The 26,702-nt window shown below is 48.4% G+C and carries 25 protein-coding genes and 4 tRNA genes; 25 read left to right on the forward strand and 4 right to left on the reverse strand.

Annotated features, from left to right (window positions below; genetic code table 11):
- Positions 1-70: 70 nt before the first annotated feature.
- The gene (locus DXB70_RS02970) at positions 71-895 is read right to left on the reverse strand and encodes an EFR1 family ferrodoxin (RefSeq protein ID WP_118672629.1); all 825 of its coding nucleotides are present in this window, start codon (positions 893-895) and stop codon (positions 71-73) included.
- A 321-nt stretch (positions 896-1,216) separates the two neighbouring features.
- On the opposite strand from DXB70_RS02970, the gene DXB70_RS02975 reads away from it, so the two are divergent.
- The 21 genes from DXB70_RS02975 (at position 1,217) to hgdB (ending at position 19,457) form a co-directional block, all read left to right on the forward strand.
- The gene (locus tag DXB70_RS02975; protein ID WP_118672630.1) at positions 1,217-2,431 is read left to right on the forward strand and encodes an L-aspartate oxidase; all 1,215 of its coding nucleotides are present in this window, start codon (positions 1,217-1,219) and stop codon (positions 2,429-2,431) included.
- Positions 2,397-3,248, forward strand: coding sequence for a carboxylating nicotinate-nucleotide diphosphorylase (nadC, locus tag DXB70_RS02980; protein WP_022359784.1), 852 nt, complete (start codon positions 2,397-2,399; stop codon positions 3,246-3,248). The genes DXB70_RS02975 and nadC overlap by 35 nt, the downstream gene beginning before the upstream one ends.
- Positions 3,249-3,295: 47 nt before the next feature.
- Entirely contained in the window at positions 3,296-3,835 is a 540-nt protein-coding gene (locus tag DXB70_RS02985; protein WP_347559579.1) for a transcription repressor NadR, read from the forward strand.
- 187 nt (positions 3,836-4,022) lie between these two features.
- Positions 4,023-4,096 (forward strand) — tRNA-Arg (locus DXB70_RS02990).
- A gap of 27 nt (positions 4,097-4,123) precedes the next feature.
- Positions 4,124-4,197 (forward strand) — tRNA-His (locus tag DXB70_RS02995).
- A gap of 26 nt (positions 4,198-4,223) precedes the next feature.
- Positions 4,224-4,295: transfer RNA gene (locus DXB70_RS03000), tRNA-Gln, on the forward strand.
- Between the two features lie 8 nt (positions 4,296-4,303).
- Positions 4,304-4,376: transfer RNA gene (locus DXB70_RS03005), tRNA-Lys, on the forward strand.
- A 138-nt stretch (positions 4,377-4,514) separates the two neighbouring features.
- Entirely contained in the window at positions 4,515-5,363 is an 849-nt protein-coding gene (locus tag DXB70_RS03010; RefSeq protein WP_118628646.1) for a YitT family protein, read from the forward strand.
- A gap of 222 nt (positions 5,364-5,585) precedes the next feature.
- Positions 5,586-6,155: a DUF3793 family protein gene (locus DXB70_RS03015; RefSeq protein ID WP_022359958.1), complete on the forward strand. Its 570-nt coding sequence runs from the start codon at positions 5,586-5,588 to the stop codon at positions 6,153-6,155.
- Between the two features lie 41 nt (positions 6,156-6,196).
- Complete coding sequence (locus DXB70_RS03020) at positions 6,197-6,625, forward strand: flavodoxin (protein WP_022359957.1); 429 nt, start codon at positions 6,197-6,199, stop codon at positions 6,623-6,625.
- A gap of 259 nt (positions 6,626-6,884) precedes the next feature.
- Positions 6,885-8,585, forward strand: a complete 1,701-nt coding sequence (locus DXB70_RS03025; protein WP_118672632.1) for a glutamine--tRNA ligase/YqeY domain fusion protein — start codon at positions 6,885-6,887, stop codon at positions 8,583-8,585.
- A 466-nt stretch (positions 8,586-9,051) separates the two neighbouring features.
- Entirely contained in the window at positions 9,052-9,348 is a 297-nt protein-coding gene (locus DXB70_RS03030; protein WP_022359955.1) for an OadG family protein, read from the forward strand.
- 46 nt (positions 9,349-9,394) lie between these two features.
- Positions 9,395-9,832 (forward strand): acetyl-CoA carboxylase biotin carboxyl carrier protein subunit, encoded by a 438-nt coding sequence (locus DXB70_RS03035; protein ID WP_118672633.1) that lies wholly within the window; start codon positions 9,395-9,397, stop codon positions 9,830-9,832.
- A 183-nt stretch (positions 9,833-10,015) separates the two neighbouring features.
- The gene (locus DXB70_RS03040; protein ID WP_117796387.1) at positions 10,016-10,462 is read left to right on the forward strand and encodes a biotin/lipoyl-containing protein; all 447 of its coding nucleotides are present in this window, start codon (positions 10,016-10,018) and stop codon (positions 10,460-10,462) included.
- Positions 10,463-10,473: 11 nt separating this feature from the next.
- Complete coding sequence (locus tag DXB70_RS03045) at positions 10,474-11,613, forward strand: sodium ion-translocating decarboxylase subunit beta (protein ID WP_118672634.1); 1,140 nt, start codon at positions 10,474-10,476, stop codon at positions 11,611-11,613.
- Positions 11,614-11,754: 141 nt separating this feature from the next.
- Positions 11,755-12,855 carry a CoA-transferase gene (locus DXB70_RS03050; protein ID WP_022359951.1) on the forward strand — a complete coding sequence of 367 codons (1,101 nt, stop codon included), beginning with the start codon at positions 11,755-11,757 and terminating at the stop codon, positions 12,853-12,855.
- Positions 12,856-12,876: 21 nt separating this feature from the next.
- Positions 12,877-13,686 (forward strand): glutaconate CoA-transferase subunit B, encoded by an 810-nt coding sequence (gene gctB, locus DXB70_RS03055; RefSeq protein WP_107000305.1) that lies wholly within the window; start codon positions 12,877-12,879, stop codon positions 13,684-13,686.
- Between the two features lie 145 nt (positions 13,687-13,831).
- On the forward strand, positions 13,832-15,598 hold the full coding sequence (locus DXB70_RS03060; RefSeq protein ID WP_107000304.1) for a carboxyl transferase domain-containing protein: 1,767 nt from the start codon (positions 13,832-13,834) through the stop codon (positions 15,596-15,598).
- Positions 15,599-16,034: 436 nt separating this feature from the next.
- Positions 16,035-16,829, forward strand: coding sequence for a (R)-2-hydroxyglutaryl-CoA dehydratase activase HgdC (gene hgdC, locus DXB70_RS03065; protein WP_107000303.1), 795 nt, complete (start codon positions 16,035-16,037; stop codon positions 16,827-16,829).
- Between the two features lie 34 nt (positions 16,830-16,863).
- Complete coding sequence (hgdA, locus tag DXB70_RS03070) at positions 16,864-18,303, forward strand: (R)-2-hydroxyglutaryl-CoA dehydratase subunit alpha (protein ID WP_107000302.1); 1,440 nt, start codon at positions 16,864-16,866, stop codon at positions 18,301-18,303.
- Positions 18,304-18,305: 2 nt separating this feature from the next.
- The gene (gene hgdB / locus DXB70_RS03075) at positions 18,306-19,457 is read left to right on the forward strand and encodes a (R)-2-hydroxyglutaryl-CoA dehydratase subunit beta (protein WP_107000301.1); all 1,152 of its coding nucleotides are present in this window, start codon (positions 18,306-18,308) and stop codon (positions 19,455-19,457) included.
- A 102-nt stretch (positions 19,458-19,559) separates the two neighbouring features.
- On the opposite strand, the gene DXB70_RS03080 is transcribed toward hgdB, so the two are convergent.
- Genes DXB70_RS03080 through DXB70_RS03090 form a run of 3 tightly spaced genes read right to left on the reverse strand, consistent with a single transcriptional unit; the run spans position 19,560 to position 21,494 of the window.
- Complete coding sequence (locus DXB70_RS03080) at positions 19,560-20,237, reverse strand: choline-binding protein (protein WP_107000300.1); 678 nt, start codon at positions 20,235-20,237, stop codon at positions 19,560-19,562.
- A 15-nt stretch (positions 20,238-20,252) separates the two neighbouring features.
- Positions 20,253-21,017, reverse strand: a complete 765-nt coding sequence (locus tag DXB70_RS03085; RefSeq protein WP_107000299.1) for an IclR family transcriptional regulator — start codon at positions 21,015-21,017, stop codon at positions 20,253-20,255.
- Positions 21,018-21,035: 18 nt separating this feature from the next.
- Positions 21,036-21,494: a hypothetical protein gene (locus DXB70_RS03090; protein WP_107000298.1), complete on the reverse strand. Its 459-nt coding sequence runs from the start codon at positions 21,492-21,494 to the stop codon at positions 21,036-21,038.
- 240 nt (positions 21,495-21,734) lie between these two features.
- Between DXB70_RS03090 and DXB70_RS03095 the strand changes: the two genes are divergently transcribed.
- From DXB70_RS03095 to groL, 4 genes are all read left to right on the forward strand, one after another.
- Positions 21,735-23,849, forward strand: coding sequence for a diguanylate cyclase (locus DXB70_RS03095; protein WP_347559581.1), 2,115 nt, complete (start codon positions 21,735-21,737; stop codon positions 23,847-23,849).
- 12 nt (positions 23,850-23,861) lie between these two features.
- Positions 23,862-24,218, forward strand: a complete 357-nt coding sequence (locus DXB70_RS03100; protein WP_107000297.1) for an Hpt domain-containing protein — start codon at positions 23,862-23,864, stop codon at positions 24,216-24,218.
- A gap of 184 nt (positions 24,219-24,402) precedes the next feature.
- The gene (locus tag DXB70_RS03105; protein WP_022359940.1) at positions 24,403-24,687 is read left to right on the forward strand and encodes a co-chaperone GroES; all 285 of its coding nucleotides are present in this window, start codon (positions 24,403-24,405) and stop codon (positions 24,685-24,687) included.
- A gap of 74 nt (positions 24,688-24,761) precedes the next feature.
- On the forward strand, positions 24,762-26,387 hold the full coding sequence (gene groL / locus DXB70_RS03110) for a chaperonin GroEL (protein ID WP_022359939.1): 1,626 nt from the start codon (positions 24,762-24,764) through the stop codon (positions 26,385-26,387).
- Positions 26,388-26,702 lie beyond the last annotated feature (315 nt).

A 26,702-nucleotide genomic window follows, 5' to 3' on the forward strand; every position in this document is an offset into this window, starting at 1 on the left:
AAAAGCAGGTTGATAGGGCGGCACCGGTAAAATGGTGCCGCCCTAAAACTATGCTGGAATGTGGCTAGCTTTAGATAAAATACTCCGCCTCACTTCTGCGTGTATAGTTCTGCTCCAGCATCGCAACGTGGGACAGAAAAGCCTCGTTGTCGAAGTATTTGGCGCCAGCCGGGCAGATCTTGATGCACGCCTGACATTTAATGCAGATACCGGTACAGGTGTCCGGTGCATCCGCCGGGATAGAGCCCATCGGACAGACGGTTGCACAGATGCCGCATCCGGTACATTTTTTTGGATCAGTAACTGGTTTGGCTTTCAGGAAGACAGCCGGTTTTCCGTCGGTGCCGAGCGGTGTGTAATATGGTCCGACCGGATCATCGCCGCGCACGGCAATCGGAGCCGGGATTTCGGTCAGGGAAGTGATCTTTTCAGCTGCTTTGATGCCGAATGCATGGATCTGTGCGAGATCATCTGCATCTGGACGTCCGGTTGCCAGCTTGTCGCTGAATACGTGCTCGGTCGGGATACCGGCACCTGCGATGGTGTGGAAGCCGTGCGCCTCTAATTCATTGCGAAGCTCGATGAGCCCATTGTCGAAGTTACGGTTTCCGAAGACAGCCACCGGAATGGCGAGCGCGCCATTTCCCTCAAAATGGGTCTGTACAAATGGGAGCATCTTGTTCGGGATGCGTCCCGCGTAGACCGGGGTGCCGATGACGAGCAGATCGTCTGCCCCGTATGTATGAACTTTTTCGCGGCTTTCCGGCAGCGTGAAATCATAGGAATCCATCGGGACGCCGAGTGTGTCAGCGATCGCCTGCGCCAGCGTGGTAACAACCTTTTTCGCGTTGCCGGTCGGGCTGAAATAGACTGCGTGTACGTGATTGATTTTCATGAAAATACCTTCTCTTCGTATGCTTAAATTTAATTCGGCGAAATACCTTATTATAGTAGGTATTTTAATGGATTTATGGTGGGCTGTCAATGAAACATGAGTTTTTGCAGAATTACCAAAATATCATTACATATGTCTTGTCACATGAAATAATATGTGCTATACTGATGCGGATGCACAAATAAAGTTTTGGATTGAAAGAGAACTCTGTTTGCGATAGGAGCATAGAGTGGCAGATAGTATTTTGCGATTTGAAGGCTGAACTATCTGCAGGATAAAAAGATAAGTGCAAACGTATGGTATAGAAAGGAAGGCAACAAAATGGTCCGGGAGGAAAATTATGATGTGGTCATCGTCGGGTGTGGCGTAGGCGGTCTGTACACCGCTTTAAACCTGCCGTCGGAAGACCGGATCTTAATGATTTGCAAGGAAGATATAGAGAGCTGTGATTCCATGCTGGCGCAGGGAGGTATCTGCGTGCTGCGGGATGAGACAGATTATGATGCGTATTTTGAGGACACGATGCGCGCGGGACACTACGAGAACCGCAAGGAGAGTGTGGATATCATGATCCGCTCCAGCCGGGATGTGATAAATAATCTGCTGAAATTAGGCGTAGGGTTTGACAAAAATCCAGATGGCAGTTTAAAATATACAAAGGAGGGCGCGCATTCGCAGCCGCGTATCTGTTTCCATGAGGACATCACGGGAAAAGAGATCACGACGACCCTGCAGACGCGTGTAAAAGAACTTCCGAATGTAGAAATCCGGGAATATACTGTTATGACGGATATTTTGGTAGAAAAGGGCATCTGCACCGGTATTCTGGCAAAGAATGCAGACGGCGATATTTTAAAGATTCATGCGAAAGACACGGTTCTGGCGACCGGCGGTATCGGTGGGCTTTACAAGCATTCGACGAACTTCCCGAGCCTGACAGGTGATGGGCTGGATGTGGCAAAGAAACACGGCGTGCGTCTGGAACATCTCGATTATGTCCAGATTCATCCGACCAGCCTGTACAGCAAGAAGCCGGGACGCAGCTTCCTGATTTCAGAATCGACCCGCGGCGAGGGAGCAGTTCTGTTAAATGGAAAGGGCGAGCGCTTTGTCGATGAGCTTCTGCCGCGTGATGTGGTGACGCAGGCGATCGAGAAGGAGATGGAAAAAGAGGGCAGCGATCATGTATGGCTGTCGTTTAAGGCAGTTCCGGAGGAGACGATCCGGAACCATTTTCCGCACATTTATGAGGAGTGCTTAAAAGAGGGCTACGATATCACGAAGGAACCGGCTCCGGTCGTACCGGCGCAGCATTATTTTATGGGCGGTATCTATGTCGATCATTTCTCCGAGACGACGATGGACCACCTGTATGCGGTTGGTGAGACGAGCTGCAACGGCGTACACGGAAAGAACCGGCTTGCCAGCAACAGTCTGCTGGAAAGCCTTGTATTTGCAGAGAGAGCGGCAGGCAAGATCGCCGGACGGGAGGACGAAGAGTATGAATCCAATTACGATGCAGCTTGTTGCGGATGAGTATATCCGCATGGCGTTAAAGGAAGATATCAACAGTGAGGACGTTTCGACGAACGCGGTCATGCCGGAATACCGCAAGGGCGAGGTACAGCTCTTAGCCAAGGCAGACGGTATTATTGCCGGTTTACAGGTGTTTGAGCGCGTGTTTAAACTTCTGGACGAGGCGACCGAGACAAAATTTGAGGTAAAAGACGGGGATACCGTCACAAAAGGGCAGTTTTTAGGCGTGATTACCGGCGACATCCGGGTGCTTCTTTCCGGCGAGCGGACGGCGCTCAACTATTTACAGCGGATGAGCGGCATTGCGACCTATACGAATCAGGTGGCGAAGCTCTTAGAAGGAACGAAGACGACGCTTTTAGATACGCGCAAGACGACCCCGTGTATGCGTATATTTGAAAAATATGCGGTCAAGGTTGGCGGCGGCAGCAACCACCGTTACAACTTATCGGACGGCGTGATGCTCAAGGATAACCATATCGACGCAGCCGGCGGAGTTAAGGCGGCGGTTGAGGCGGCGAAGGAATATGCCCCATTTGTCCGCAAGATCGAGGTGGAGACGGAAAATCTCGATATGGTGCGCGAGGCAGTGGAAGCGGGCGCTGATATTATCATGCTGGATAATATGACCCCGGACGAGATGGCGGAGGCGATCCGCATCATCGACGGACGCGCTGAGACGGAGTGTTCCGGAAATATGACGAAGGAAAATATCGCAACGATCACGAAATTAGGTGTAGATTATGTGTCCAGCGGAGCGCTGACGCACTCGGCACCAATTCTGGATCTGAGCCTCAAACATCTGCGGGCATTATAAAAATTTAAAAACTAAGAAAGGACAGGGAAAACAGGATGGAAACAACGATGACAGGAGTACAGCGGAGAAAGAAAATACTGGAAATGCTGGGACAGTCATCCACACCGCTTTCCGGCGGGGCGCTGGGGCGGGCAGTCGGCGTGAGCCGTCAGGTGGTGGTGCAGGATATCGCGCTTCTGCGTACTGAGGGACACCCTGTCCTTTCGACTGCCCGCGGTTATGTGCTGGAGGTGCCGCACCAGACGGAACGCCTCTTTAAAATGTGCCATACGACCGAGCAGACGCGCGAAGAGCTGAATACGATTGTTGATCTGGGTGGCGAGGTGCTGGATGTCATGGTCAACCACCGCATCTATGGAAAGGTATCGGCGCCGTTAAATATCCGCAGCCGCCGCGATGTTGAGGCATTTGTGGAAAATATCCGGACTGGGCGTTCCACGCCGCTTTTAAACGTGACATCGGGCTATCATTTCCATCACGTGGCTGCCGATCAGGAGGAGATTCTCGACGAGATCGAGGCAGCGCTGCGAGAAAAGGGATTTCTGGCGGACTTCCTGTCATACGAGCAGGAAGAGGTGGAAAAATAGGGGGAAAGTCAAAAGAAATGAATTTTTGAAATTATTTTAAAAAATATGAAATTTCCTGTTGACATTCTTTTTCAAATGTTATATACTATCTTTGCTGTCGATGAGACAGACAAGCAGTTGGCTGAAAGGTCAGGTGCGGGAAAGGTTACAGTGCCGGATAAAACGGTCGGAATCGCAAAATGAATATGAGTCTGTAGCTCAGCTGGATAGAGCAACGGCCTTCTAAGCCGTGGGTCGGGGGTTCGAATCCCTTCAGGCTCGTCGAATCTGTTTCGACAGATTCCTATGGTGGATATAGCGCAGTTGGTTAGCGCGCCAGATTGTGGCTCTGGAGGCCTAGGGTTCGAATCCCTATATCCACCTTCCTTTTAAAAGGATCTTTTGCTGATGGGCTATCGCCAAGCGGTAAGGCACAGGACTTTGACTCCTGCATTCGTTGGTCCGAATCCAACTAGCCCAGTTAAATATGGGGTATTAGCTCAGTCGGTAGAGCACTTGACTTTTAATCAAGTTGTCCGGGGTTCGAATCCCCGATGCCTCATTACGAAGACACATTGCAGACGCGATGTGTCTTTTTGTGTAATGGGAAATCCCTTGGAAGTCTCTATTACACAAAAAGGCGCTAACGTGCCAATGATGCGCGCTCGCGCGAAATTGTAATATGAGGAGGTTTTAAGTTATGGCAAAAAAGTCCATGCGCGTAATCGGGGAGTACACAATGATCACAGCGGCGACCTTTGTCGTGGCGGCAGCCGTCTATTTCTTTCTGATTCCGAGCGGTGTATCGGTGGGAAGTATTTCCGGTCTGGCGATGCTTTTGGGAAATGTGATACCGCTGCCGATTTCAGTGCTGACCTTTATTTTAAATGCGGCGCTTCTGGTGGTGGGCTTTCTCTTTATCGGACGCGAGTTCGGCGTCAAGACGGTGTATACGTCACTGATTCTGCCGGTTTTTCTGTGGGTGTTTGAGCAGGTTTTTCCGGATTTTGTGTCGATCAACCAGGATGCGATGATGGATACGGTCTGCTATATCTTTGTTGTCAGCGTTGGTCTGGCTCTTTTGTTCTGGATGAATGCCTCGTCGGGCGGTCTGGACATCGTGGCAAAGCTCTTAAACAAATATTTCCATATGGAGCTGGGAAAAGCGATGGCGCTTCCAGGCATGTGTGTGGCGCTCTCATCCGTGTTTTTTAGCGATAAAAAACTGGTGGTGCTGGGCATTCTGGGCACATACTTAAACGGAATTGTGCTGGATCATTTTATTTTCGGTCTGAATCTGAAAAAGAGAGTTTGCATTATCTCGGAAAAAGAAGAAGAGATACGCCAGTTTATCCTGCATACGCTTCACAGCGGCGCGACGATCTATCAGGGATTCGGCGCGTTTGACAATGAGCCGAAGACGGAAATTATCACGATCGTAGATAAAAACGAATATGCACAGCTCATGCCGTATATATTAAAAACAGATCCGAAGGCATTTGTGACGGTGTATGCGGTGAATGAGATTATTTATCGTCCCAAAAGATAGAAAATGATGTTACTGATAAAAAAACTCAGTAAGCAAAAATGAACAAAATTTGCTTGACGTGGTAAGTGATTCATGATATAGTCTCATTGAAGTTAGATGAGGCTAACCTGCGAAAAGGAAAATAGAAGGCAGAAAAAGCCTTTTATTTTTTAAAAGATAGTTAGCCATATCTAACTAAAGGTAGATATGGCTAACTAAGAGAAGCAGTTAGGAGGCAGAAAGATGGAACGGTTGTTTGAAGAAGTATTCGTAGAGGTGTGTGCGCCGACTCTTCGTGGTATCAAACCGTCGAACTTGTTCCGCTATCAGCCGCAGAACCGTGATAAACTCCTGGAAGCGCTTGATTTCTGGAACCGGGAACTGGAACCGTCGGGGCTTCAGGTGCGGGCGCTTAAAGAGTGCAGCCGGACGGGCGCGTTTCTGATTCTGGTGTACCGCGAGGAATGGCTTCGCTTCATTCTGGGTAAAATATCTGTACAGCACTTTTTAAAAAAGTCTGGTTACCAGATGAAGAAGACGGTCGATGGATTTTTGAGGCAGCTTTCCAACCGGCTTTGTCTGGAACATGATTTTCCACATGAGATTGGCATTTTCCTGGGGTATCCGCTTGAGGATGTTGTTGGATTCATTGAAAATCAGGGAAAAAATTATACCTGCAGCGGTTACTGGAAGACGTATGGCGACCCGCAGGAAGCAAAACGGCGGTTTGATTCATACCGGGAATGCACGGAAGTGTGCCGGGAGAAATACCGTCAGGGGACACCGATTATTCAGCTTGTAAAAGCCGCATAATAAATCTAAGTAAGTAAATTATTCACAAGGAGGAAATAAAAATGAGCAAGGTAGCAATTGTATACTGGAGCGGAACAGGAAACACAGAGGCTATGGCAAATTACGTAGCAGAGGGCGTTAAGAAAGCGGGCGGCGAGGCTGATTTATTTACTTCCGCAGAGTTTGGCGCTGACAAAGCTGGCGAGTATGACAGAATCGCATTTGGCTGCCCGTCTATGGGGGCTGAACAGTTAGAGGAGTCTGAGTTCCAGCCGATGTTCGACGAGGTTAGCCCGGTTCTCTCTGGCAAAAAGATTGCATTATTCGGTTCTTACGGATGGGGCGACGGCGAGTGGATGCGTACCTGGGAGAGCGACTGCATGACTCTGGGCGTAACCATGGCTTGCGAGCCGGTAATCTGCAACGCAACGCCGGACGAGGCAGCAGGTGCTGAGTGCGAGGCACTGGGCGAGGCTCTTGCAAACGCATAAGTAAAATCGCATAAAAACACATATATAATAAGAAGAAGTACAATTACCTGCGAACGCAGGACATCTTAAATTGCCATAATAAAGATGCTTAAAAATTGAAAATCAGAAAAGGAAGTGTCCTCCCGCGGCGCTTCCTTTTTTGTGGGCAAATATCCCCTTTTCGAAAACTCCAAAATGTGATATGATAAAAAATAAAACTGTTTGATTTGACTCAAACAACAGTATCAATTTACGAAAAGAAACAACGGAGGGAATGTATATGGAAGAAAATAAAAAACCATTGGCAGAGGGAGAGGAGAAGGAAGAGGCTGTCTCCAAGAACTTTATCGAGCGCGAGATTGACAAAGATCTGGCAGAAGGCGTTTACGATCATGTCCAGACGAGATTTCCTCCGGAACCGAACGGATATCTTCATATTGGACACGCTAAATCGATTATTCTGAACTCTGGACTGGCAAAAGAATACAACGGAAAATTCAATCTCCGTTTTGATGACACCAACCCGACGAAGGAGAAGACAGAGTTTGTTGAGTCGATCATCGAGGATGTAAAATGGCTGGGCGCTGATTTTGAGGATCGCCTGTTTTTTGCATCCAACTATTTCCAGCAGATGTATGAGTGTGCAGTTCTTCTTATTAAAAAGGGAAAAGCATTCGTCTGCGATCTGACAGCTGATCAGATCCGTGAGTACCGCGGTGATTTTAACAATCCTGGTAAGGAAAGCCCGTACCGCAACCGCAGCATCGAGGAGAACTTACAGCTCTTTGAGGAGATGAAAGAAGGCAAATATGCGGATGGCGAAAAGGTACTGCGTGCGAAAATTGATATGGCATCCCCGAACATCAATATGCGTGATCCGGTTATTTATCGTGTAGCCCATATGCATCATCACAACACCGGGGACAAATGGTGCATTTACCCGATGTACGATTTCGCTCATCCGATTGAGGATGCGATTGAGCACATCACGCATTCGATTTGTACGCTGGAATTTGAGGATCACAGACCGCTCTATGACTGGGTCGTAAAAGAGTGCGAGTTTGAGAACCCACCGCGCCAGATTGAGTTTGCGAAGATGTATCTGACCAACGTCATTACCGGAAAACGTTATATCAAGAAACTGGTAGAAGATAAGATTGTAGATGGCTGGGATGACCCGCGTCTGGTAACCATCGCAGCGCTGCGCCGCAGAGGTTACACGCCGGAATCCATCCGCCGCTTTGTAGAGCTGGCAGGTGTCTCCAAAGCAGATAATTCCATCGACAGTGCAATGTTAGAGTACTGCCTGCGCGAGGATCTGAAATTAAAGAAGTCCCGTGTGATGGCAATTCTTGACCCGGTCAAGCTTGTTATCGACAACTATCCGGAAGGACAGATCGAGGAGCTGGATGCACCAAACAATATGGAGAACGAGGAACTTGGTTCCAGAAAGATTCCATTCGGCAGAGAACTTTACATCGAACGCGAGGACTTTATGGAAGAACCACCGAAGAAATACTTCCGCCTCTTCCCGGGCAATGAGGTCCGCCTGATGAACGCGTACTTTGTTACCTGCACCGGATGCGAGAAAGATGCAGACGGCAATGTAACGGTTGTTCACTGTACCTACGATCCGGAGACGAAGAGTGGTTCCGGCTTCAATGCAAGAAAGGTAAAAGGTACGATTCACTGGGTAGCAGCACAGACTGCGCTGAAAGCAGAAGTACGTCTCTATGAGAACCTGGTAGACGAGGAAAAGGGCAAACTCAATGCAGATGGAACGCTGAACTTAAATCCGAATTCCCTGCGCGTTCTGAAAGAGTGTTACTTAGAGCCGGGTCTGAAAGAGGCAAAAGCATTTGAGAGCTTTCAGTTCGTCCGCAATGGATACTTCTGCGTGGACTGCCGCGACAGCGAGCCGGGCAAACCGGTTTTCAACCGGATTGTTTCGCTGAAGAGCTCTTTCAAGCTTCCGAAATAAATCGAGAACAACTCTTGAAAATGTATAAAAAAATACAGAAAAAAGCGGCTTTGTTCTGATGAAAAAAGGAGAGAACGGGACTTTCAGAATACATTTTAGAATATGAGCAAAATGCTTGAGAGGTCTTGGCGATTCTTCCGGGGGTTATTAAGAAAAATGTAGAAAAATGTAGTAATAACCTATAAAAAGCAGGTTGTTTTTGCTAATAAAACACCCTGCTTTTTGTGCATAATTTATGAAAGGCTTGGTTGACAATCAGGGGGGTTACTGTTATAATTTAAGTAAAGTGAGCTGATCATGTCAATCTGTGGCTTCACTTGTTACAGTTAAGGGGAAAAGCCCCTTATAAATTGCTTTCAAAAATGGAATGCATTCCACAATACGGAATCTTACTGGTGGAATTTTATAAGTATAATTTTTCACAAAGAAAGCAGAACCTAAAATAAATAAGGAGGTGCAATGCACAATGTGGACTGAACCAACTATGCCTTTCGGGCAGTCAGTTATCGTTTCTCTGCTGGGTCTTTCGGTAGTTTTCCTGGCTTTGATCTGTCTGGCTCTGGCAATTATGGTAATTTCCAAGATTCTCCGCTCCGTTGTTTCTGATGGTGCTAAGGCCCCGGCCGCAGCACAGAAAGCAGCACCGGCTGTGTCGGATGAAGCTGATAAGGAATTACTTGCCGTGCTGATGGCAACGATCGGGGATGACCTCGGATTGCCGACAGACAAGTTTAAGATCTTGAGCGTGACAGAAGTTAAGTAATGAGAAACAGGAATGAAAGGAAATCGAAAGGAAGGTTAGAGCAGTTATGAAGTATACGGCTACCCTCAATGGAAAACAGTACGAAGTAGAACTTGAAAGAATCGATGCATACGAGCCAATGCCGCGTTACGGCGAGGCTCCGGCAGCAGCACCGGCTCCAGTAGCAGCACCGGCAGCACCGGCAGCACCGGCAGCTCCAGCACCGGCGCCTGCACCAGCAGCACCGGCTCCTGCACCAGCAGCAGCTCCGGCGGCAGCACCGGCAGCAGGTGCAACTACCGTAGAGGCTCCGATGCCAGGTAAAATCCTGAACATCAAAGTATCTGCAGGACAGGCAGTTAAGTTTGGTGAGACCGTCATCGTGATGGAAGCTATGAAGATGGAAACTGAAATCGTTGCTCCGGCAGACGGTACAGTAGCACAGATTCTTGTCAAAGCAGGCGACGCCGTTGACACAGGTGCAGCACTGGTTACCCTGAACTAATAGACGATACTATGATAAATAGCAACTGTTTACAAAAAGGAATTTTCGGAACTGAAAATTCTGTATGATACAGTTCAGGCAACAGATTTTGCCGATTTGGAATACAAAGCATCGGCAAAATCCCATTACTGGGCACACATGTGTGAACAGTAATGATAAACATTCGAAAGGACGTAAAGAATTATGAAATATGTTGCTACGATCAATGGAAAGAAATACGAAGTTGAAGTAGAAAAATTAGAAGCTTACAAATCTCTGGATCGTAATGGTGTAGCAGCTCCGGCAGCTCCGGTTCTTCCGGCATCCGCACCGGTACAGAGACCGGCAGCACCGGCTCCGGCTCCAGTTGCAGCAGCACCAGCTCCAGCTCCGGCACCGGCAGCAGCTCCGGCTCCGAAGGCAGCAGCTCCGGCGGGCGCAACTACCGTAGAAGCTCCAATGCCAGGTAAAATCCTGAACATCAAGGTATCTGAAGGACAGGCAGTTAAATTTGGCGAAGTAGTAGTTATTATGGAAGCCATGAAAATGGAGACTGAGATCGTTGCTCCGGCAGACGGTACAGTCAGCAAGATCCTTGTTAAGGCTGGCGATTCTGTTGATACAGGAGCTGCTCTGGTTGCTCTGAACTAGGAGGTTAGGTAATGAACTTTTTTGAAATATTAAAAGAGCTTCTTGCACAGTCGGGTTTCGCAGCATTGACCTGGAGAAGCTGTGTAATGATTCTCATTGCTTTTGTATTATTATACCTGGCAATTAAAAAGCAGTTCGAGCCGCTTCTTCTGCTTCCGATTGCATTTGGTATGTTCCTGGCAAACCTGCCGTTAGCTGACCTGATGAAGGAAGGCGAGCCGTGGTATACCGCAGGTGTTCTGCGTATCATCTACGGCGGTGTTAAGTCCAGTTTGTTCCCGTGTCTGATCTTCATGGCAGTAGGTGCCATGACAGACTTTGGTCCGCTGATTGCTAACCCGATCAGCTTGCTGCTTGGTGCAGCTGCCCAGTTTGGTATTTATATCGCATTCATGCTGGCAAATGCAACTGGCTTATTCACAGTAGGCGAGGCTGCCGCTATCGGTATCATCGGCGGTGCAGACGGTCCGACCGCTATCTATGTAGCTAACAACCTGGCACCGGATCTGGTTGCTCCGATCGCCGTTGCCGCTTATTCCTACATGGCGCTGATTCCGCTGATTCAGCCGCCGATCATGAAGCTTCTTACTACTAAGAAAGAGCGTTCCATCGTTATGAAGCAGCTCCGTAAGGTAAGCAAGGTAGAGAAGATTGTATTCCCGGTATTCGTAGTACTGTTCTGTTCCCTGCTTCTTCCGTCCGTAGCTCCGCTGCTTGGTATGCTGATGCTTGGTAACCTGCTTCGTGAGTCTGGTGTTACAGAGCGTCTTTCTGACACAGCTCAGAACGCACTGTGCAACATCGTAACTATCATGCTTGGTACTACCGTAGGTGCGACCGCGAACGGCGAGATCTTCCTGCGTATTCAGACCATCGCTATTATCTGCATGGGTCTGCTTGCATTCGCATTCGCTACCATCGGAGGTGTTCTCCTTGGTAAGGTGCTTTGCGCTGTAACCGGCGGCAAGATCAACCCGTTAATCGGTTCCGCAGGTGTATCTGCTGTACCGATGGCTGCTCGTGTTGCTCAGACAGTTGGTGCGAAAGAGAATCCGACCAACTTCCTTCTGATGCACGCTATGGGACCAAACGTAGCAGGTGTTATCGGTTCTGCCGTAGCAGCAGGTTTCTTCATGCTGATTTTCGGTTAATCGAATATTGATTTTTGGCTGTTGCAGCCGGGATCTGGCTGCATCTGGCCTGCGAAAGACCGCAGCGCCGGAAGTACCGGATCCCGTTTTTACTTATTTATATAGGTAGTTATAGAAAATTTTTTTAAAGGAGGCTTTATTGTGGCTAATAAAGTAATGTCTTTACACGATGCCGTAGAAAAGTATGTATGTGACAACGATGTACTTTGTCTCGGCGGATTTACAACAAACCGTAAACCGTATGCAGCAGTTTACGAGATCCTTCGTCAGGGTAAAACTGGTTTTGTAGGCTGGTCTGGCCCGGCAGGTGGTGACTGGGATGCGTTAATCGGTGAGGGCCGTGTGAGAGCCTACATCAACTGCTATACTGCAAACTCTGGTTACACCAACGTAGCTCGTCGTTTCCGTGCAGCTATCGAGAAGGGTGAGCTTACATATGAGGATTATTCTCAGGACGTTCTGATGCTTCAGCTTCATGCTGCATCTCTGGGTCTTCCGTACCTGCCGGTACGTATGATGCAGGGCTCCGGACTTGTTAAGTTCTGGGGTATCAGCGAAGAGAAGAGAAGAACCATGGAAGGTGTTGACAACCTGAAATGCGTAGAGATCGAGAACCCGCTTGAGCCAGGCGAGAAGCTGCTGGCTGTTCCGGTTCCGAAGCTTGACTGCGCTATCATCCATGTTCAGCAGGCATCTCCGGATGGAACCTGTATCATCGATGGTGATGAGTTCCATGACGTAGATATCGCTGTAGCTGCAAAACGTTGTATCGTTACCTGCGAGGAGATCGTAAGTGATGAGTATATCCGTCGTGACCCAACCAAGACAAGAATCTTTGGTGAGTGTGTAGACGCCGTTGTTCGTGCACCGTACGGTGCTTGGCCGGCACAGTGCTACGGCTATTATGATGATGATGATAAGGGCTTGAAAGAGTACGACAAGGCTTCCAAGTACCTTGACGCTGAGGATGCTAAGGCACAGCTTCAGAAGGCTGCAGACAAAGCTGCTAAGGCTGCTGCTGCTAAGCCGGAAGATGAGAAGCTTGCAAAAGCTGCAGAAGTTGCTGCACAGGCTGCAAAAGATGCTGCTGACGGCACCAAGATTCCGGAGACCTTCAAGGATTACCTTCAGAAGTATGTATATGGATGCAAGGATCAGGATGATCTGCTCAACGTACTGGGCGGCGCTCGCCTCATGAACCTTAAGAATGAGCCGCATCTTGGCTATTCTACCAGACATTAATTGAGGGAGGGAAAATCTAAAATGGCTGATTATACAAAGTATACAAAGCAGGAAATGCAGGCTTACGCCATCGCAAAAAATATTAAAGAAAATCAGATCGTTATCGTTGGTACCGGTCTTCCGTTAATCGGTGCATCCCTGGCAAAACGTGTTGTTTGCCCGAGCTGCCATCCGATCGTAGAGAGTGGTCTTATGGATTGTTCTCCGATCGAGGTTCCGCGTTCTGTAGGTGACAACCGTTTCATGGCTCACTGTGCAGTACAGTGGCCAAACGTTCGTTTCGTAGGTTTCGAGGCTAATGAGTGGTTACATGATGCTGATCGTATGATCGCATTCATCGGTGGCGCTCAGATCGACCCGTACGGAAACGTTAACTCTACCTGTATCTTTGGTAAGGGTGATTATGTTAAACCTACCACACGTTTCACCGGTTCTGGCGGTGCAAACGGAATCGCTACCTTCTGCAACACCATCATCATGATGCAGCATCAGAAGAGAAGATTCATGGAGCATGTTGACTACATCACAAGCTGTGGCTGGATGGACGGCCCTGGCGGACGTGAGAGAGCAGGTCTTCCGGGCAACCGTGGACCGCAGATGGTAGTTACCGATCTTGGTATCATGAAATTCGACGAAGAGACCAAGAGAATGTACCTGGCTTACTACTATCCATTCTCCTCTCCGGAAATGGTTCAGGAGAACACTGGTTTCGAGATCGATACCTCCAGAGCTCAGCTGATGGAAGGTCCGGATCCGGAGATCATCCGCGTTATTCGTGAAGAGATCGACCCAGGTCAGGCATTCATCAAAGTTCCGAAGGAGACTAAGTAATTAGCCTTCCATAGGGAATCAAGACAGATATCATTTCTGTCGATTAATTAGTTACTGATTGCAGGCGGGACAGGAGACGAACTGTCCCGCAAGCAATTCATTTATAACCATTTTTATTTTTTATTTTATAAGGAGAAAAGAAGACATGAATATGTATTCAATGCCAGGATATTTCCAGAATATGCCTACCGTTGGTAAAGCTCTGGTTAATCCGAATCCGGAAAACGAGCAGGAACTGAAGGCTGTTGAGAACGACATCCATGAGTCCATTAAGCAGGCTCTTGATGCTGGTATCACAACCGAAGAGAAGTTAAACGCACGTGGACAGCTTTCTGCTACACAGCGTATCAACGCCCTGATCGATCCAGGTACATGGTGCCCGTTAAACAGCCTTTACAATCCGGAAGACAACCGTTTCCAGACAACTAACGTTCTGAATGGTCTTGGCCGTGTAAATGGCAAATGGGTTTACATCATCGCTTCTGATAACAAGAAGATGGCTGGTGCTTGGGTTCCGGGACAGGCAGATAACCTGCTCCGTGCTGCAGATACCGCTAAGATGCTGCATCTGCCGTTAGTATACCTGTTAAACTGCTCAGGCGTTGAGTTCCCGAATCAGGACAAAGTATACCCGAACCGTCGTGGTGGTGGTACACCGTTCTTCCGCAACGCTGAGTTAAACCAGCTTGGTGTTCCGGTTATCGTAGGTATCTACGGAACCAACCCGGCAGGTGGTGGTTACCACAGCATTTCCCCGACTATCCTGATCGCTCATAAAGATGCGAACATGGCAGTTGGTGGCGCTGGTATCCTTTCCGGTATGAACCCGAAGGGTTACATCGATGAGGAAGCAGCAGAGCAGATCGTTAACGCTCAGATCGAGAACAGCAAACATCACGTTCCGGCTCCGGGTTCCGTGCCGATCCACTATGATGAGACAGGATTCTTCCGTGAAGTTTACGAGGATGATTTAGGCGTTATCGAGGGAATCAAGAAGTACATCAACTACCTTCCGTGCTTCAACCTGGAGTTCTTCCGTGTTGACAGCCCGAAGGCTCCACAGCTTCCGGCTGAGGATCTGTACAGCATCATCCCGATGAACCAGAAACGTCCGTACGACATCTACGATGTAATCGGCCGTCTGTTCGATAACAGTGAGTTCTTCGAGTACAAGAAAGGCTACGGTCCGGAGATCGTTGCTGGTCTTGCAAAAGTTAACGGTCTTCTGGTTGGTGTTATCGCTAACGTACAGGGCTTACTCATGAACTATCCGGAGTACAAACAGGGTTCTGTAGGTATCGGTGGTAAGCTGTACCGTCAGGGTCTGATTAAGATGAACGAGTTCGTTACTCTGTGTGCTCGTGATAAGACACCGGTTATCTGGCTGCAGGATACCACAGGTATCGATGTAGGCGATGACGCTGAGAAGGCAGAGCTGCTTGGTTTAGGTCAGTCCCTGATCTACTCTATCGAGAATGCTAAGCTTCCGTCTCTGGAGGTTACTCTTCGTAAGGCAAGTGCTGCTGCTCACTACGTTCTGGGTGGTCCGCAGGGCAACAACACCAACGTATTCTCTATCGGTACAGGTGCTTGCGAGTACTACGTAATGCCGGGTGAGACCGCTGCAAACGCTATGTACTCCAGAAAGCTTGTTAAAGCTAAAAAAGCTGGCGAGCCGCTTCAGCCGATCATCGACAAGATGAACGCTATGATCCAGATGTACACAGACAAATCTCGTCCGAAATACTGTACAAAACAGGGTATGGTTGATGAGATCGTAGATCTGACCGATCTTCGTCCGTACATCCAGGCATTTACCGAGGCTTATTATCAGAATGCTCAGGCTATCTGCCCGATGCATCAGATGCTGGCTCCGAGATCTACTCGTGAGTTCATCAACTACGGTAAATAATTATCAAATTAAAACGGCATTGTGATAGGTGCCGCTAAGATAACATTTTAAAAAGAGAAGGCGCGTAAGTACGCGGCTGACAGTGATAGTGTAAATAGTGATAAGTAACAAATTGATAGTGTGAATAGTGTGAGGCTCTGGCGAAGCGGCTTGTCTGTATGACTGTAAATGAACCGTTTTGCCGGATGCTTGCAGATAAATCGGGCAAAGGAACTGGAACCTTTGCTCGATTTATTGGTATACTCAGGCAGATAAGTAATAAGTAATAGTTTTGTTAAGAATTATTTTATAACATTTTCAAGATTTTACAGCGACTTTTAGTTGATTTTGTGGTATTATGATGGGTGGAGACGATGTGATAGCACGGATCTGCCAAAACATCGTTGAAACAAAAATCAGGCATAGAAAGTCAGTATTGAAAGGAAAAAGATACATCATGAGCGAAATTTTCACTTTAGGTATCGACGTAGGCTCTACAGCTTCCAAATGTATCATCCTGAAGGATGGCAAGGAGATCGTAGGTAAGTCTCTGATTGACGTTGGAGCAGGTACCAGCGGTCCAAGCCGTGCCATCGAGGCAGTTCTGGAAGATGCAGGCCTCAAGAAAGAAGATATGGCATTCACACTGGCTACCGGTTATGGACGTACATCTCTGATGGACGGAATTGCCGATAAGCAGATGAGTGAGCTGTCATGTCATGCAAAGGGCGCTTATTTCCTTTTCCCGAAGGTTCATACCGTAATTGACATCGGCGGTCAGGACGTGAAGGTTCTTCGCGTTGAGGACGGTGTCATGACAAACTTCCAGATGAACGATAAGTGTGCAGCCGGAACCGGAAGATTTCTGGATGTTATGGCTCGCGTTCTCGAAGTTGAGGTAAGTGATCTAGGCCGTCTTGGCGCTATGTCCAAGAAGCAGGTAGGAATCAGTTCCACCTGTACGGTTTTTGCAGAGAGTGAGGTTATAAGCCAGTTGTCGATGGGAACGGATAAATGTGATATCATTGCCGGTATTCATCGTTCAGTGGCTCATCGTGTCACGGGTCTTGCCCACCGAATCGGTGTAGTGCCGGATGTCGTTATGACAGGCGGTGTGGCTCAGAACCAGGGCGTAGTAGATGCGCTTGAGGCTGAGCTTGGCGTAAAGATTTGTACATCCCCGCTGACACAGTATAACGGCGCGCTTGGCGCAGCCCTGATGGCATATCAGGTAGCCAGCCGTCAGAAGTAACTAAGTTAATTTTTAAGAATGGAGGATAATTATTATGGCAAAACAAGTTAGTCCTGGTGTTCTTGCGCTTCGTAAAGTCGTAGATGACGTACACAAAGAGGCGCGTGAGGCCAAAGCAAGAGGCGAGTTAGTTGGATGGTCTTCTTCCAAATTCCCGTGTGAGCTTGCAGCAGCATTTGATTTACACGTTATGTATCCGGAGAATCAGGCAGCTGGTATCGCAGCTAACCGTTACGGTGAGCTGATGTGCCAGGCAGCTGAGGATCTTGGATATGACAACGATATCTGCGGTTACGCTCGTATCAGCCTTGCATATGCAGCTGGTGTACGTGTATCCCGTAAGTATGATCCGGAGACTGGTGAATACATCATCGATCCGAGCACAGGTAAACCATTAAAAGATGCTGACGGCAACGTAGTGATGGGTGAAGACGGAAAACCGAAGAAGGATCCGAAGACTCAGACTCCGTATCTGCAGCTGGACAACCTGCTTGAGATTGAAAAACTCCCGGATGGTCCGGAAAAAGAGAAACGTCTTGAGGCTATTTCTCCGATTCGTCAGATGCGTATTCCGCAGCCGGATTTCGTTCTTTGCTGCAACAACATCTGTAACTGTATGACAAAATGGTATGAGAACATCGCTCGTATGTGTAACATTCCGCTGATCATGATCGATATCCCGTACAACAATACAGTAGAAGTTCATGATGAGAATGTTAAATACGTTCGCGCTCAGTTCGACAAAGCGATCAAACAGCTGGAAGAGCTGACAGGCAAGAAGTTCGACGAGAAGAAGTTCGAGCAGGCTTGTGCAAACGCTAACCGTACCGCTAAGGCTTGGCTGAAAGTCTGTGATTTCCTGCAGTACAAACCGGCTCCATACAGTGGATTTGACCTGTTCAACCACATGGCAGACGTTGTAACTGCACGTGCTACTGTAGCTGCTGGTGATGCTTTTGAATTACTTGCAAAAGACCTGGAAGAGACAGTTAAGAAGGGTGAGACCACAACTCCGTTCCCGGAGAAATACCGTGTTATGTTCGAGGGTATTCCGTGCTGGCCGAAACTGCCGGCTCTGTTCAAACCGCTGAAGACCCACGGTGTAAACGTTACTGCCGTTGTATATGCTCCGGCATTTGGTTTCGTTTACAACAACATCGATGAGATGGCTCGTGCTTACTACAAAGCTCCGAACTCTGTCTGCATCGAGCAGGGTGTTGACTGGCGTGAAGGCATCTGCCGTGATAACAAGGTAGATGGCGTTCTGGTTCACTACAACAGAAGCTGTAAACCGTGGAGTGGTTACATGGCTGAGATGCAGCGTCGCTTTACTGCTGACCTGGGTATCCCGTGTGCTGGTTTCGACGGCGATCAGGCTGACCCGCGTAACTTCAATGCTGCTCAGTACGAGACTCGTGTAGAGGGTCTGGTTGAGGCAATGGAAGCAAATAAGCAGGCAAAGGAGGCTAAATAACCATGAGTGTTAACGCATTATTAGAAGAATTTAAGGTAAAAGCTGCAACTCCGAAGCAGCAGCTTGCTGAATATAAAGCTCAGGGCAAAAAAGTAGTTGGTGTTCTTCCTTACTACGCTCCGGAAGAGCTTGTATATGCCGCTGGTATCGTTCCGATGGGTATGTGGGGTTCCAACACTAAGACCATCAGCCGTGCAAAAGAGTACTGCGCTACTTTCTACTGCACCATCGCTCAGTTAGCTCTGGAGATGCTGCTGGATGGAACTATGGATCAGTTAGACGGTATTATCACACCTACTATCTGTGATACTCTTCGTCCGATGAGCCAGAACTTCCGTGTAGCTATGGGCGACAAGATGAAAGTTATCTTCTTAGCTCATCCGCAGAACCGTTTCGAAGAGTTTGGTCTTCAGTTCTGTATCGATCAGTACAACCATGTAAAAGCTGATCTGGAAGAGATCGCTGGAAGAAAGATTACTGATTCTGACATCCAGGATGCTATCGTTGTATACAACAAGAGCCGTGCAGCTCGCCGTGAGTTCGTAAAACTGGCTAACGAGCACTGTGATGTTATCACACCAACCAAACGTTCCGCAGTTCTGAAGGCATTCTACTTCATGGAGAAGCCGGAATACACTGCAAAGCTGAACGAGCTGAACGCAGAGCTGGCTAAACTTCCTGTCTGTGACTGGAAGGGAACCAAGGTTGTTACCTCCGGTATTATCTGTGATAATCCGAAGCTGCTTTCTATCTTCGAAGAGAACAACATCGCTATCGCTGCAGATGATGTAGCACATGAGACACGTTCCTTCCGTGTAGACGCTCCGGAAGACGAGCTGGATCCGGTTAGAGCACTGGCTAAACAGTTCGCTAACATCGATTACGAAGTACTTCTGTACGATCCGGAATCTGACAAGAACCGTCGTGGTGAGTTCGTAGCTAACATGGTTAAAGAGAGCGGCGCTCAGGGTCTGGTACTGTTTATGCAGCAGTTCTGTGATCCGGAGGAGATGGAGTATCCATACCTGAAGAAAGCTCTGAACGATGCAGGCGTTCCGCACATCAAACTGGGTATCGACCAGCAGATGAGAGACTTCGGTCAGGCAAGCACTGCTATTCAGGCATTCGCTGACGTTCTTGCACTTCAGAAATAATAGAAGATTCGTTTGGGAAACTGAATGATGAGATAGAAACGCCCCCGCAGGAGATTTTCTTGCGGGGGCGTTTGTTTGGTGCGCCTTGCGGCATACATTTATTTATTCCTTAGTGGAGTCAGAAGAACTATTATTTGCAATTTGCTCATCCGTCACAGACCCCTGGCGGTAGCCGCTGCCTGGTTCCTGTTTGGAGTTCTTCTTTGGAGCATCCGGCTTTTTGTCTCCGGAAGTAGAAGAGGTTTCTTTGGACGGACCGGAGCTTCCGGAATTGCTGTGGCTGCCGGAGCTTCCGTTGGAATTGCTGCTATCATCGCTGGAAGAATCTTCGGATGAGCCGGTGCTGGAGTCAGAGCTTCCGGAATCTGGCGTCCTGCTGGAGCTGGTGGCTGTTTTTTTCGTCTTTTTGGAGGAGCTGTTCTGGAAATCGTCCCAGCTTTCGTTATCGAATTCATTGGAAGCCGCGGTCTGGCGGCTCTGAGCGATGCCGTTTACCGTCCAGGCGCCGTCTGCGTTTACAGTGTAGCCGTCCGGTGTCGTGGTGGAGGTTAGAAGCCAGCCTTCGGCGTCGAAATAGTAGCATTCGCTGACGCCGTCCTGGTTGCCGTCGATCCAGCGCCAGCCATTTGCCGCCCAGGTGTTGTCACCGTTGTCGTACCACCAGCGGGCAGCATTGTCACCAGCTCCATTTTTCCAGCTTCCTGCCATCGCCGGGAAAGCGGCGGAGAGGGAGAGAAGACCGGTTGTTAAGCCTGCTAAAAATAAGCGTTTATTAATCATAAAGTGAAATCTCCTTTATTTCTCCTGCTTAAATGTATGTCCCATATAATAGGATAATTCTGCCGCACTGTGGCGGACCTGATCCTGCAGGTGCAGAAGATGTGTGTCATCTTCAATACGGGAATACGGTGCGATGATTCCGACCGAAGCGGAAATGCGTCCGTCAATACCGTAAATGGGAGCACCGATCCCGACTGCATCCGGGACGTATTCGCCGTGGGAAACGGCAATGCCCTTCTCACGGATGGTGCGGAGTTCTTCTGCCAATTCTGCGGGATCCGCCTTTGGAAATGCCTCAGGACGGGTTAAGCGTGTGTCCAGATAGCGGCGGATGTATTCGTCGCTCTGGAAAGCCAGAAGCGCTTTGCGGATCGCACCGCAGTGCAGATCCATCTCATAGCCAAATTCTTCGACGACCTTGAGGTGGTTCGGACCGTCCGTTTTGTCAAGTACCAGTCCCTTGTCGCCAACCTGGATGATCAGATAGGAATCCTCACGGGTACAGTAGGAGAGGTTCTTGAGAATCGGAAGCGCCGCATCCTGAATCCGCACATTGTCAGCCGCCGCCCGACCGAGAGAGATGAGGGCGGGACCAAGCTGGTAGGTGTGCGCGTGTTCATCGCGGATCACGTATTTTTTTTCACAAAATGTCTGCAAAATCCGGTGGATTGTGCTGGGCGGAAGCCCGGTTGATTCGGAAAGTTCTGCGATGGAATATTTGTGGTTGGCTTCTTTTAAAAGTTCCAGAAGTTCCATCGCGCGGAGAAGACTTTGTATCATGCAAAGAATCCTCCTGTGTTATTCTGTGATTTCCTCAACCGTCACGGTTGTGCTGTCATCCGGGGCTGCGTCGGAATCTTCTTTCTCGGAAGAAGATTCGCCGTCCTCGGAAACCGGAGCATCTGCGCGGACGGTTTCTGTTTTGACTGGTTCTTCGGAAGAGACATCTGCATCAGCCGGAGCTTTTTCGCTTTCCTCAGAATGTTCAGAAGTTTCCTCTGGAGTCTCAGCCGGAGCTTCCTTTTTCTCCGGATTTAAGGAAACATAGCTGCGTTCGGAGGCAGCTGTATCAGAAGCCTTGGAAGCTTCTTTATCGCCGGCATCGTCAAAATCATCGAAATCATCTTCAAAGTCGTGGAAATCCTCATCCAGTTCCTTGTGGAATGATTTATACTGTAAGACGTAAGAAACACCAGCTGCTGCAGCGCCGACGATAGCTGCCAGTGTCAGTAATTTACCAAAATGTTTTTTTGCCATGGTTGATACTCCTCTCTATACGATTCGATATCCTTATTGTAATACGAAACGCCTAAAAAATAAAGGGAATCTTTTGTGAACAACGGGAAGTGTGTGAATCACGTGTTACGGGGTACGTATGCGTGAACAGTAACACAGGGGCGGTAATTATGTACAGGAAGCATGAGAAAAATGCTTGTTGTCATACCGGAAATCATGTAGAATAAAATTATATATTTGCTAGGTGGTGATAAAAATAAAATGATGAATTTGAATACAAAGATGACGGCGCAGGAATTGGAACAAATGATTGCACAGATGGAAAGGATATTTACGGTTGTACGTATTTTAGATAAAGATCTACTCCATAAGATGGACGTGAGGAACGGGGAACTCCGATCCGAGGACTGCAAATGCTATTCGTTCTGGGAAAAAGGAAAGAATTGTGAGAATTGTGCGGCACAGCGCGCGCTTGCGATGAAGGGACAGTGCATGAAGCTTGAATTTATCGGTCTGAAGATGTATCAGGTCATCGCGAAGTATCTGGAGGTGGATGGAGTTCCCTGTGTGGTGGAGATGATTTCCTGTCTGGATGATGAGACACTTCTTGACGCAGAGGGAAGAGAAGCACTCGTTAAGAAATTTGCACACTACAGGCGCGAGCTGTATGCGGATGCACTGACGAGGAGCTACAGCCGGAGATATTTTGAAGATCAGTTAAAAGAGCAGCGGATGGATGCCGGTATCGCGATGCTCGATCTGGATGATTTTAAGACCTACAATGATATATATGGGCATGTGGCGGGCGATAAAGTGCTGGTGACGGTGTCGACGGCGATTATAAGCTGTATCCGTAAGACGGACCGCTTGGTGCGTTATGGCGGGGATGAATTCCTGCTTGTGATGCCGGGCATCAGTCTGGAGGCATTTGTTGAGAAGCTGCATCGGATACAGGATCTGATCTGCAACATGAGTGTTGAAGGATATCCGCAACTGAAATTGTCAGTCAGCATCGGCGGTACGCTGACGAACGGGGAGACAGTCGGGAAGGCGATGTGCCGGGCGGACGAATTTATGTATCAGGCGAAGACCTCCAAGAACATGATTGTGACTGAGAAAGATGGACAGTGGACACCGGAGGAGATCGTGGTAGCCGGGCGGCGCAATGCGAGTCGTTACCGCATTTTGATCGTGGACGATTCGGAGATGAACCGTATGATTCTCTCAGAAATGCTGAAAGGCGAATTCGAGATTCTGGAGGCAGAAAATGGTTCAGCATGTCTCGACATGCTGAACCGTTATGAGACGAAGATTTCCCTGATTCTTCTCGATATCGTCATGCCGGGGATGAACGGCTTCGGGGTTCTGGAATACATGAACCGCAACAACCTGATCGGGGATATCCCGGTTATCATGATTTCGGGCGAAGATTCGGGCGAGGTCATCAAGCAGGCGTATGAGTGGGGAGTTTCTGATTATATCAAGCGCCCGTTCGATATGGAGGTTGTACACCGGCGTGTCTTAAATACGATCAAATTGTATGCGAAACAGCGCCGCCTGGTGGCAATGGTGACGAACCAGGTTTTTGAGAAAGAGAAGAATAGCCGGATGCTGATCAGTGTTCTGAGCGAGATCGTGGAATTTCGAAATGGCGAGAGCGGTATGCACGTACTCAATATTAATATATTGACGACGATGATTCTGGAACAGCTCGTCAAGAAGACGGACAAATATCCCTTGTCCTGGTCGAACCGGATGCTGATCAGCACGGCATCATCCCTGCATGACATCGGAAAGATCGGAATTGACGAGAAGATTTTGAATAAACCGGGTCGTCTGACGCCGGAGGAGCGTAAGATCATGGAAAAACATACAGTGATCGGTGCGGACATGCTTGCGAATCTTCAGATGTATGAGGATGAGCCGCTGATGAAAGTGGCGTACCAGATCTGCCGTTGGCACCATGAGCGCTATGATGGAAAAGGATATCCAGATGGTCTAAAAGGGGAGGAGATCCCGATCTCAGCGCAGGTGGTGGCGCTGGCGGATGTGTATGATGCGCTGACAAGTGAGCGCGTCTATAAAAAGGCTTATTCTCATGAGGAGGCGGTGCAGATGATCTGCAACGGAGAGTGTGGTACATTTAACCCGCTCCTGCTTGAGTGCCTGTGTGAGATTCAGGATCCTATTAAAAAGGAGCTGCAGGAGGCAGCATACCGGAGTGAGATGAGTGATCCGGAGCGAAAAAATAAGAAATTTGAACATTATGACAATTCACAGAAGAAGTTTTTCGGCGCGGTGACGCAGGCGATTGAAAAAGAGTATGGAACTGCGGGCGAGGAGCTGAGCCGTATGAAAACTGAGGAAGAGAAATAACAGGAGGCTGTCATGACAATTCAGGAATGCTACAAAGAAATGGGCGGGGATTTTGAAGGAGTTCAGAAACGCTTTGGAGGTGTGGCGCTGGTGGAAAAATTTGCCATCAAGTTTCTGAGCGATTCCAGCTTTCAGGATCTGGAGGATGGATTAAAAGAAAAGGATGCGGAGAAAGCATTCCGCGCGGCACATACCCTGAAAGGAATCTGTCTGAACCTGGGCTTTGATGCCTTCTATGAGGTAAGCGCAGCGCTGACCGAAAAACTGAGAGGCAGAGAACTGACCGGATACGAGGCAGATTTTGCATCGGTAAAAGAGTGTTATGAGAAAACGGTTGCGGCGATTAAGGCATTTGAGGAGAGCAATTAATAGAACGGGGAGAAATGGAATATTTCAGTTCTCCCCGTAAAATTTACTAAAATTTTAGCACTCAACACTTGACGGTGCTAACAGAACGTGTTATAACATACTTCGTAAGAAGAAGATACATATCTGATTACGAAAGAAAAGCAATCAGATGGAATAAATTTGGATGGATAAGGAGGAGCCAATAATGAAGTTAACACCATTATTTGACAGAGTTGTATTAAAGCAGTTAGTTGCAGAGGAGACGACCAAATCAGGTATCGTTCTTCCGGGTCAGGCAAAAGAGAAACCGCAGCAGGCAGAGGTAATCGCGGTTGGTCCTGGCGGAGTGGTAGATGGAAAAGAAATCACGATGCAGGTAAAGGTTGGCGATAAAGTTATCTATTCGAAATACTCAGGCACAGAAGTTGAGCTGGACAATGAGAAATATGTCATTGTAAAACAGAATGATATTCTGGCTGTTATCGGTTAATCGATGGGCAGGATGTCTGGAAGACAGATGCTGATCGGAACGTTTATTCAAGAAAATTATGGAGGTTGATAACCATGGCAAAGGAAATTAAATATGGCGTAGAAGCCAGAAAAGCCCTGGAAGCGGGCGTAAATCAGTTAGCAGATACCGTAAGAGTTACATTAGGACCGAAAGGCAGAAACGTAGTTCTGGATAAATCCTTCGGCGCTCCGCTCATTACCAACGATGGTGTGACCATTGCGAAGGAGATCGAGCTGGCAGACCCGTTTGAGAACATGGGCGCACAGCTGGTGAAGGAAGTAGCAACCAAGACCAACGATGCAGCTGGTGATGGTACTACAACCGCAACCGTTCTGGCCCAGGCGATGATCAACGAAGGTATGAAGAACCTGGCAGCAGGTGCTAACCCGATCATCATGAGAAAGGGTATGAAGAAGGCCACAGATGCAGCCGTAGAGGCAATCAAAGGCATGAAGAAGGACGTTAAGAGCCAGGCAGATATCGCAAGAGTCGCTGCTATCTCTTCCGCTGATGAGGAAGTAGGCCAGATGGTAGCAGACGCGATGGAGAAGGTTTCCAAAGACGGTGTTATTACCATTGAAGAGTCCAAGACTATGAAGACCGAGCTTGATCTGGTAGAAGGCATGCAGTTTGACCGTGGCTATGTATCTGCATACATGGCAACTGATATGGAGAAGATGGAAGCCGTTCTGGACGATCCGTACATCTTAATTACCGATAAGAAGATCTCCAACATTCAGGAGATTCTGCCGCTGCTGGAACAGCTGGTACAGTCTGGTTCCAAGCTGCTCATCATCGCTGAGGACATTGAGGGCGAGGCGCTGACCACCCTGATTGTCAATAAGCTGAGAGGTACTTTCACCGTTGTTGGTGTGAAGGCTCCGGGTTACGGCGATAGAAGAAAAGAAATGTTAAAGGATATCGCAATCCTGACCGGCGGTACTGTTATTTCCGAGGAACTGGGACTTGAATTAAAGGATACCACCATGGATCAGCTTGGTCGTGCGAAATCCGTTAAGGTTCAGAAAGAGAACACCATCATCGTAGATGGCTGCGGCGATAAGAAAGCCATCGCAGACCGTGTGGCTCAGATTAAGGCTCAGATTGAGGAAACCACTTCTGATTTTGACCGTGAGAAACTGCAGGAGAGACTGGCTAAGATGGCTGGCGGCGTAGCTGTTATCCGTGTTGGTGCAGCGACCGAGGCTGAGATGAAGGAAGCTAAGATGCGTATGGAAGATGCCCTGTCCGCAGCAAAGGCAGCTGTTGAGGAAGGCATCATCGCAGGCGGCGGATCTGCATATGTTCACGCAGCAGCAGAAGTTCAGAAGGTAGTAGATGGACTGGAAGGCGACGAGAAGACCGGCGGTCGTATCGTCCTGAAAGCTCTGGAAGCTCCGCTGTTCCACATCGCAGCAAACGCAGGTCTGGAAGGCTCTGTTATCATCAACAAGGTAAAAGAGTCCCCGGTAGGCGTAGGTTACGATGCTTACAATGAGGAATACGTAGATATGGTAGAAGCAGGCATCCTGGATCCGGCAAAGGTAACCAGAAGTGCCCTGCAGAACGCAACCAGCGTTGCATCTACCCTGCTTACAACCGAGTCCGCAGTTGCCAACATCAAAGAAGATGCACCGGCAGGTCCGGCAGCAGGCGCTGGCATGGGCGGCATGATGTAAGTAAGAGAGCCGGAAAATGGCGGAAGATGTTACATCAGAGATGCAGTATCGAATGTAGAAAATAAAAATGGTAATTTATAGAAAGAATCTCTGACAGGCAGCTGCCAGGGGAGAGAAGGACTGCTATGCGAAGGTGTGGCAGTCCTTCTTTTTTGGGTAAAAAATTGGCAGGGAAATGAGGCTAAGGATGACTGCATTATTAATACTTATCTGATTGGTATTATTTATAAGATACGCTAATTAAATGGCGTAAGTAAATTCTATCGTCAACCCCTTTATTCTCCGGTTGACATATTTCAAAAAACTTGCTAAAAT

Origin of the sequence: Clostridium sp. OM05-5BH, from assembly GCF_003481505.1 — a bacterium.
Taxonomy (GTDB): Bacteria; Bacillota; Clostridia; order Lachnospirales; family Lachnospiraceae; genus Otoolea; species Otoolea fessa.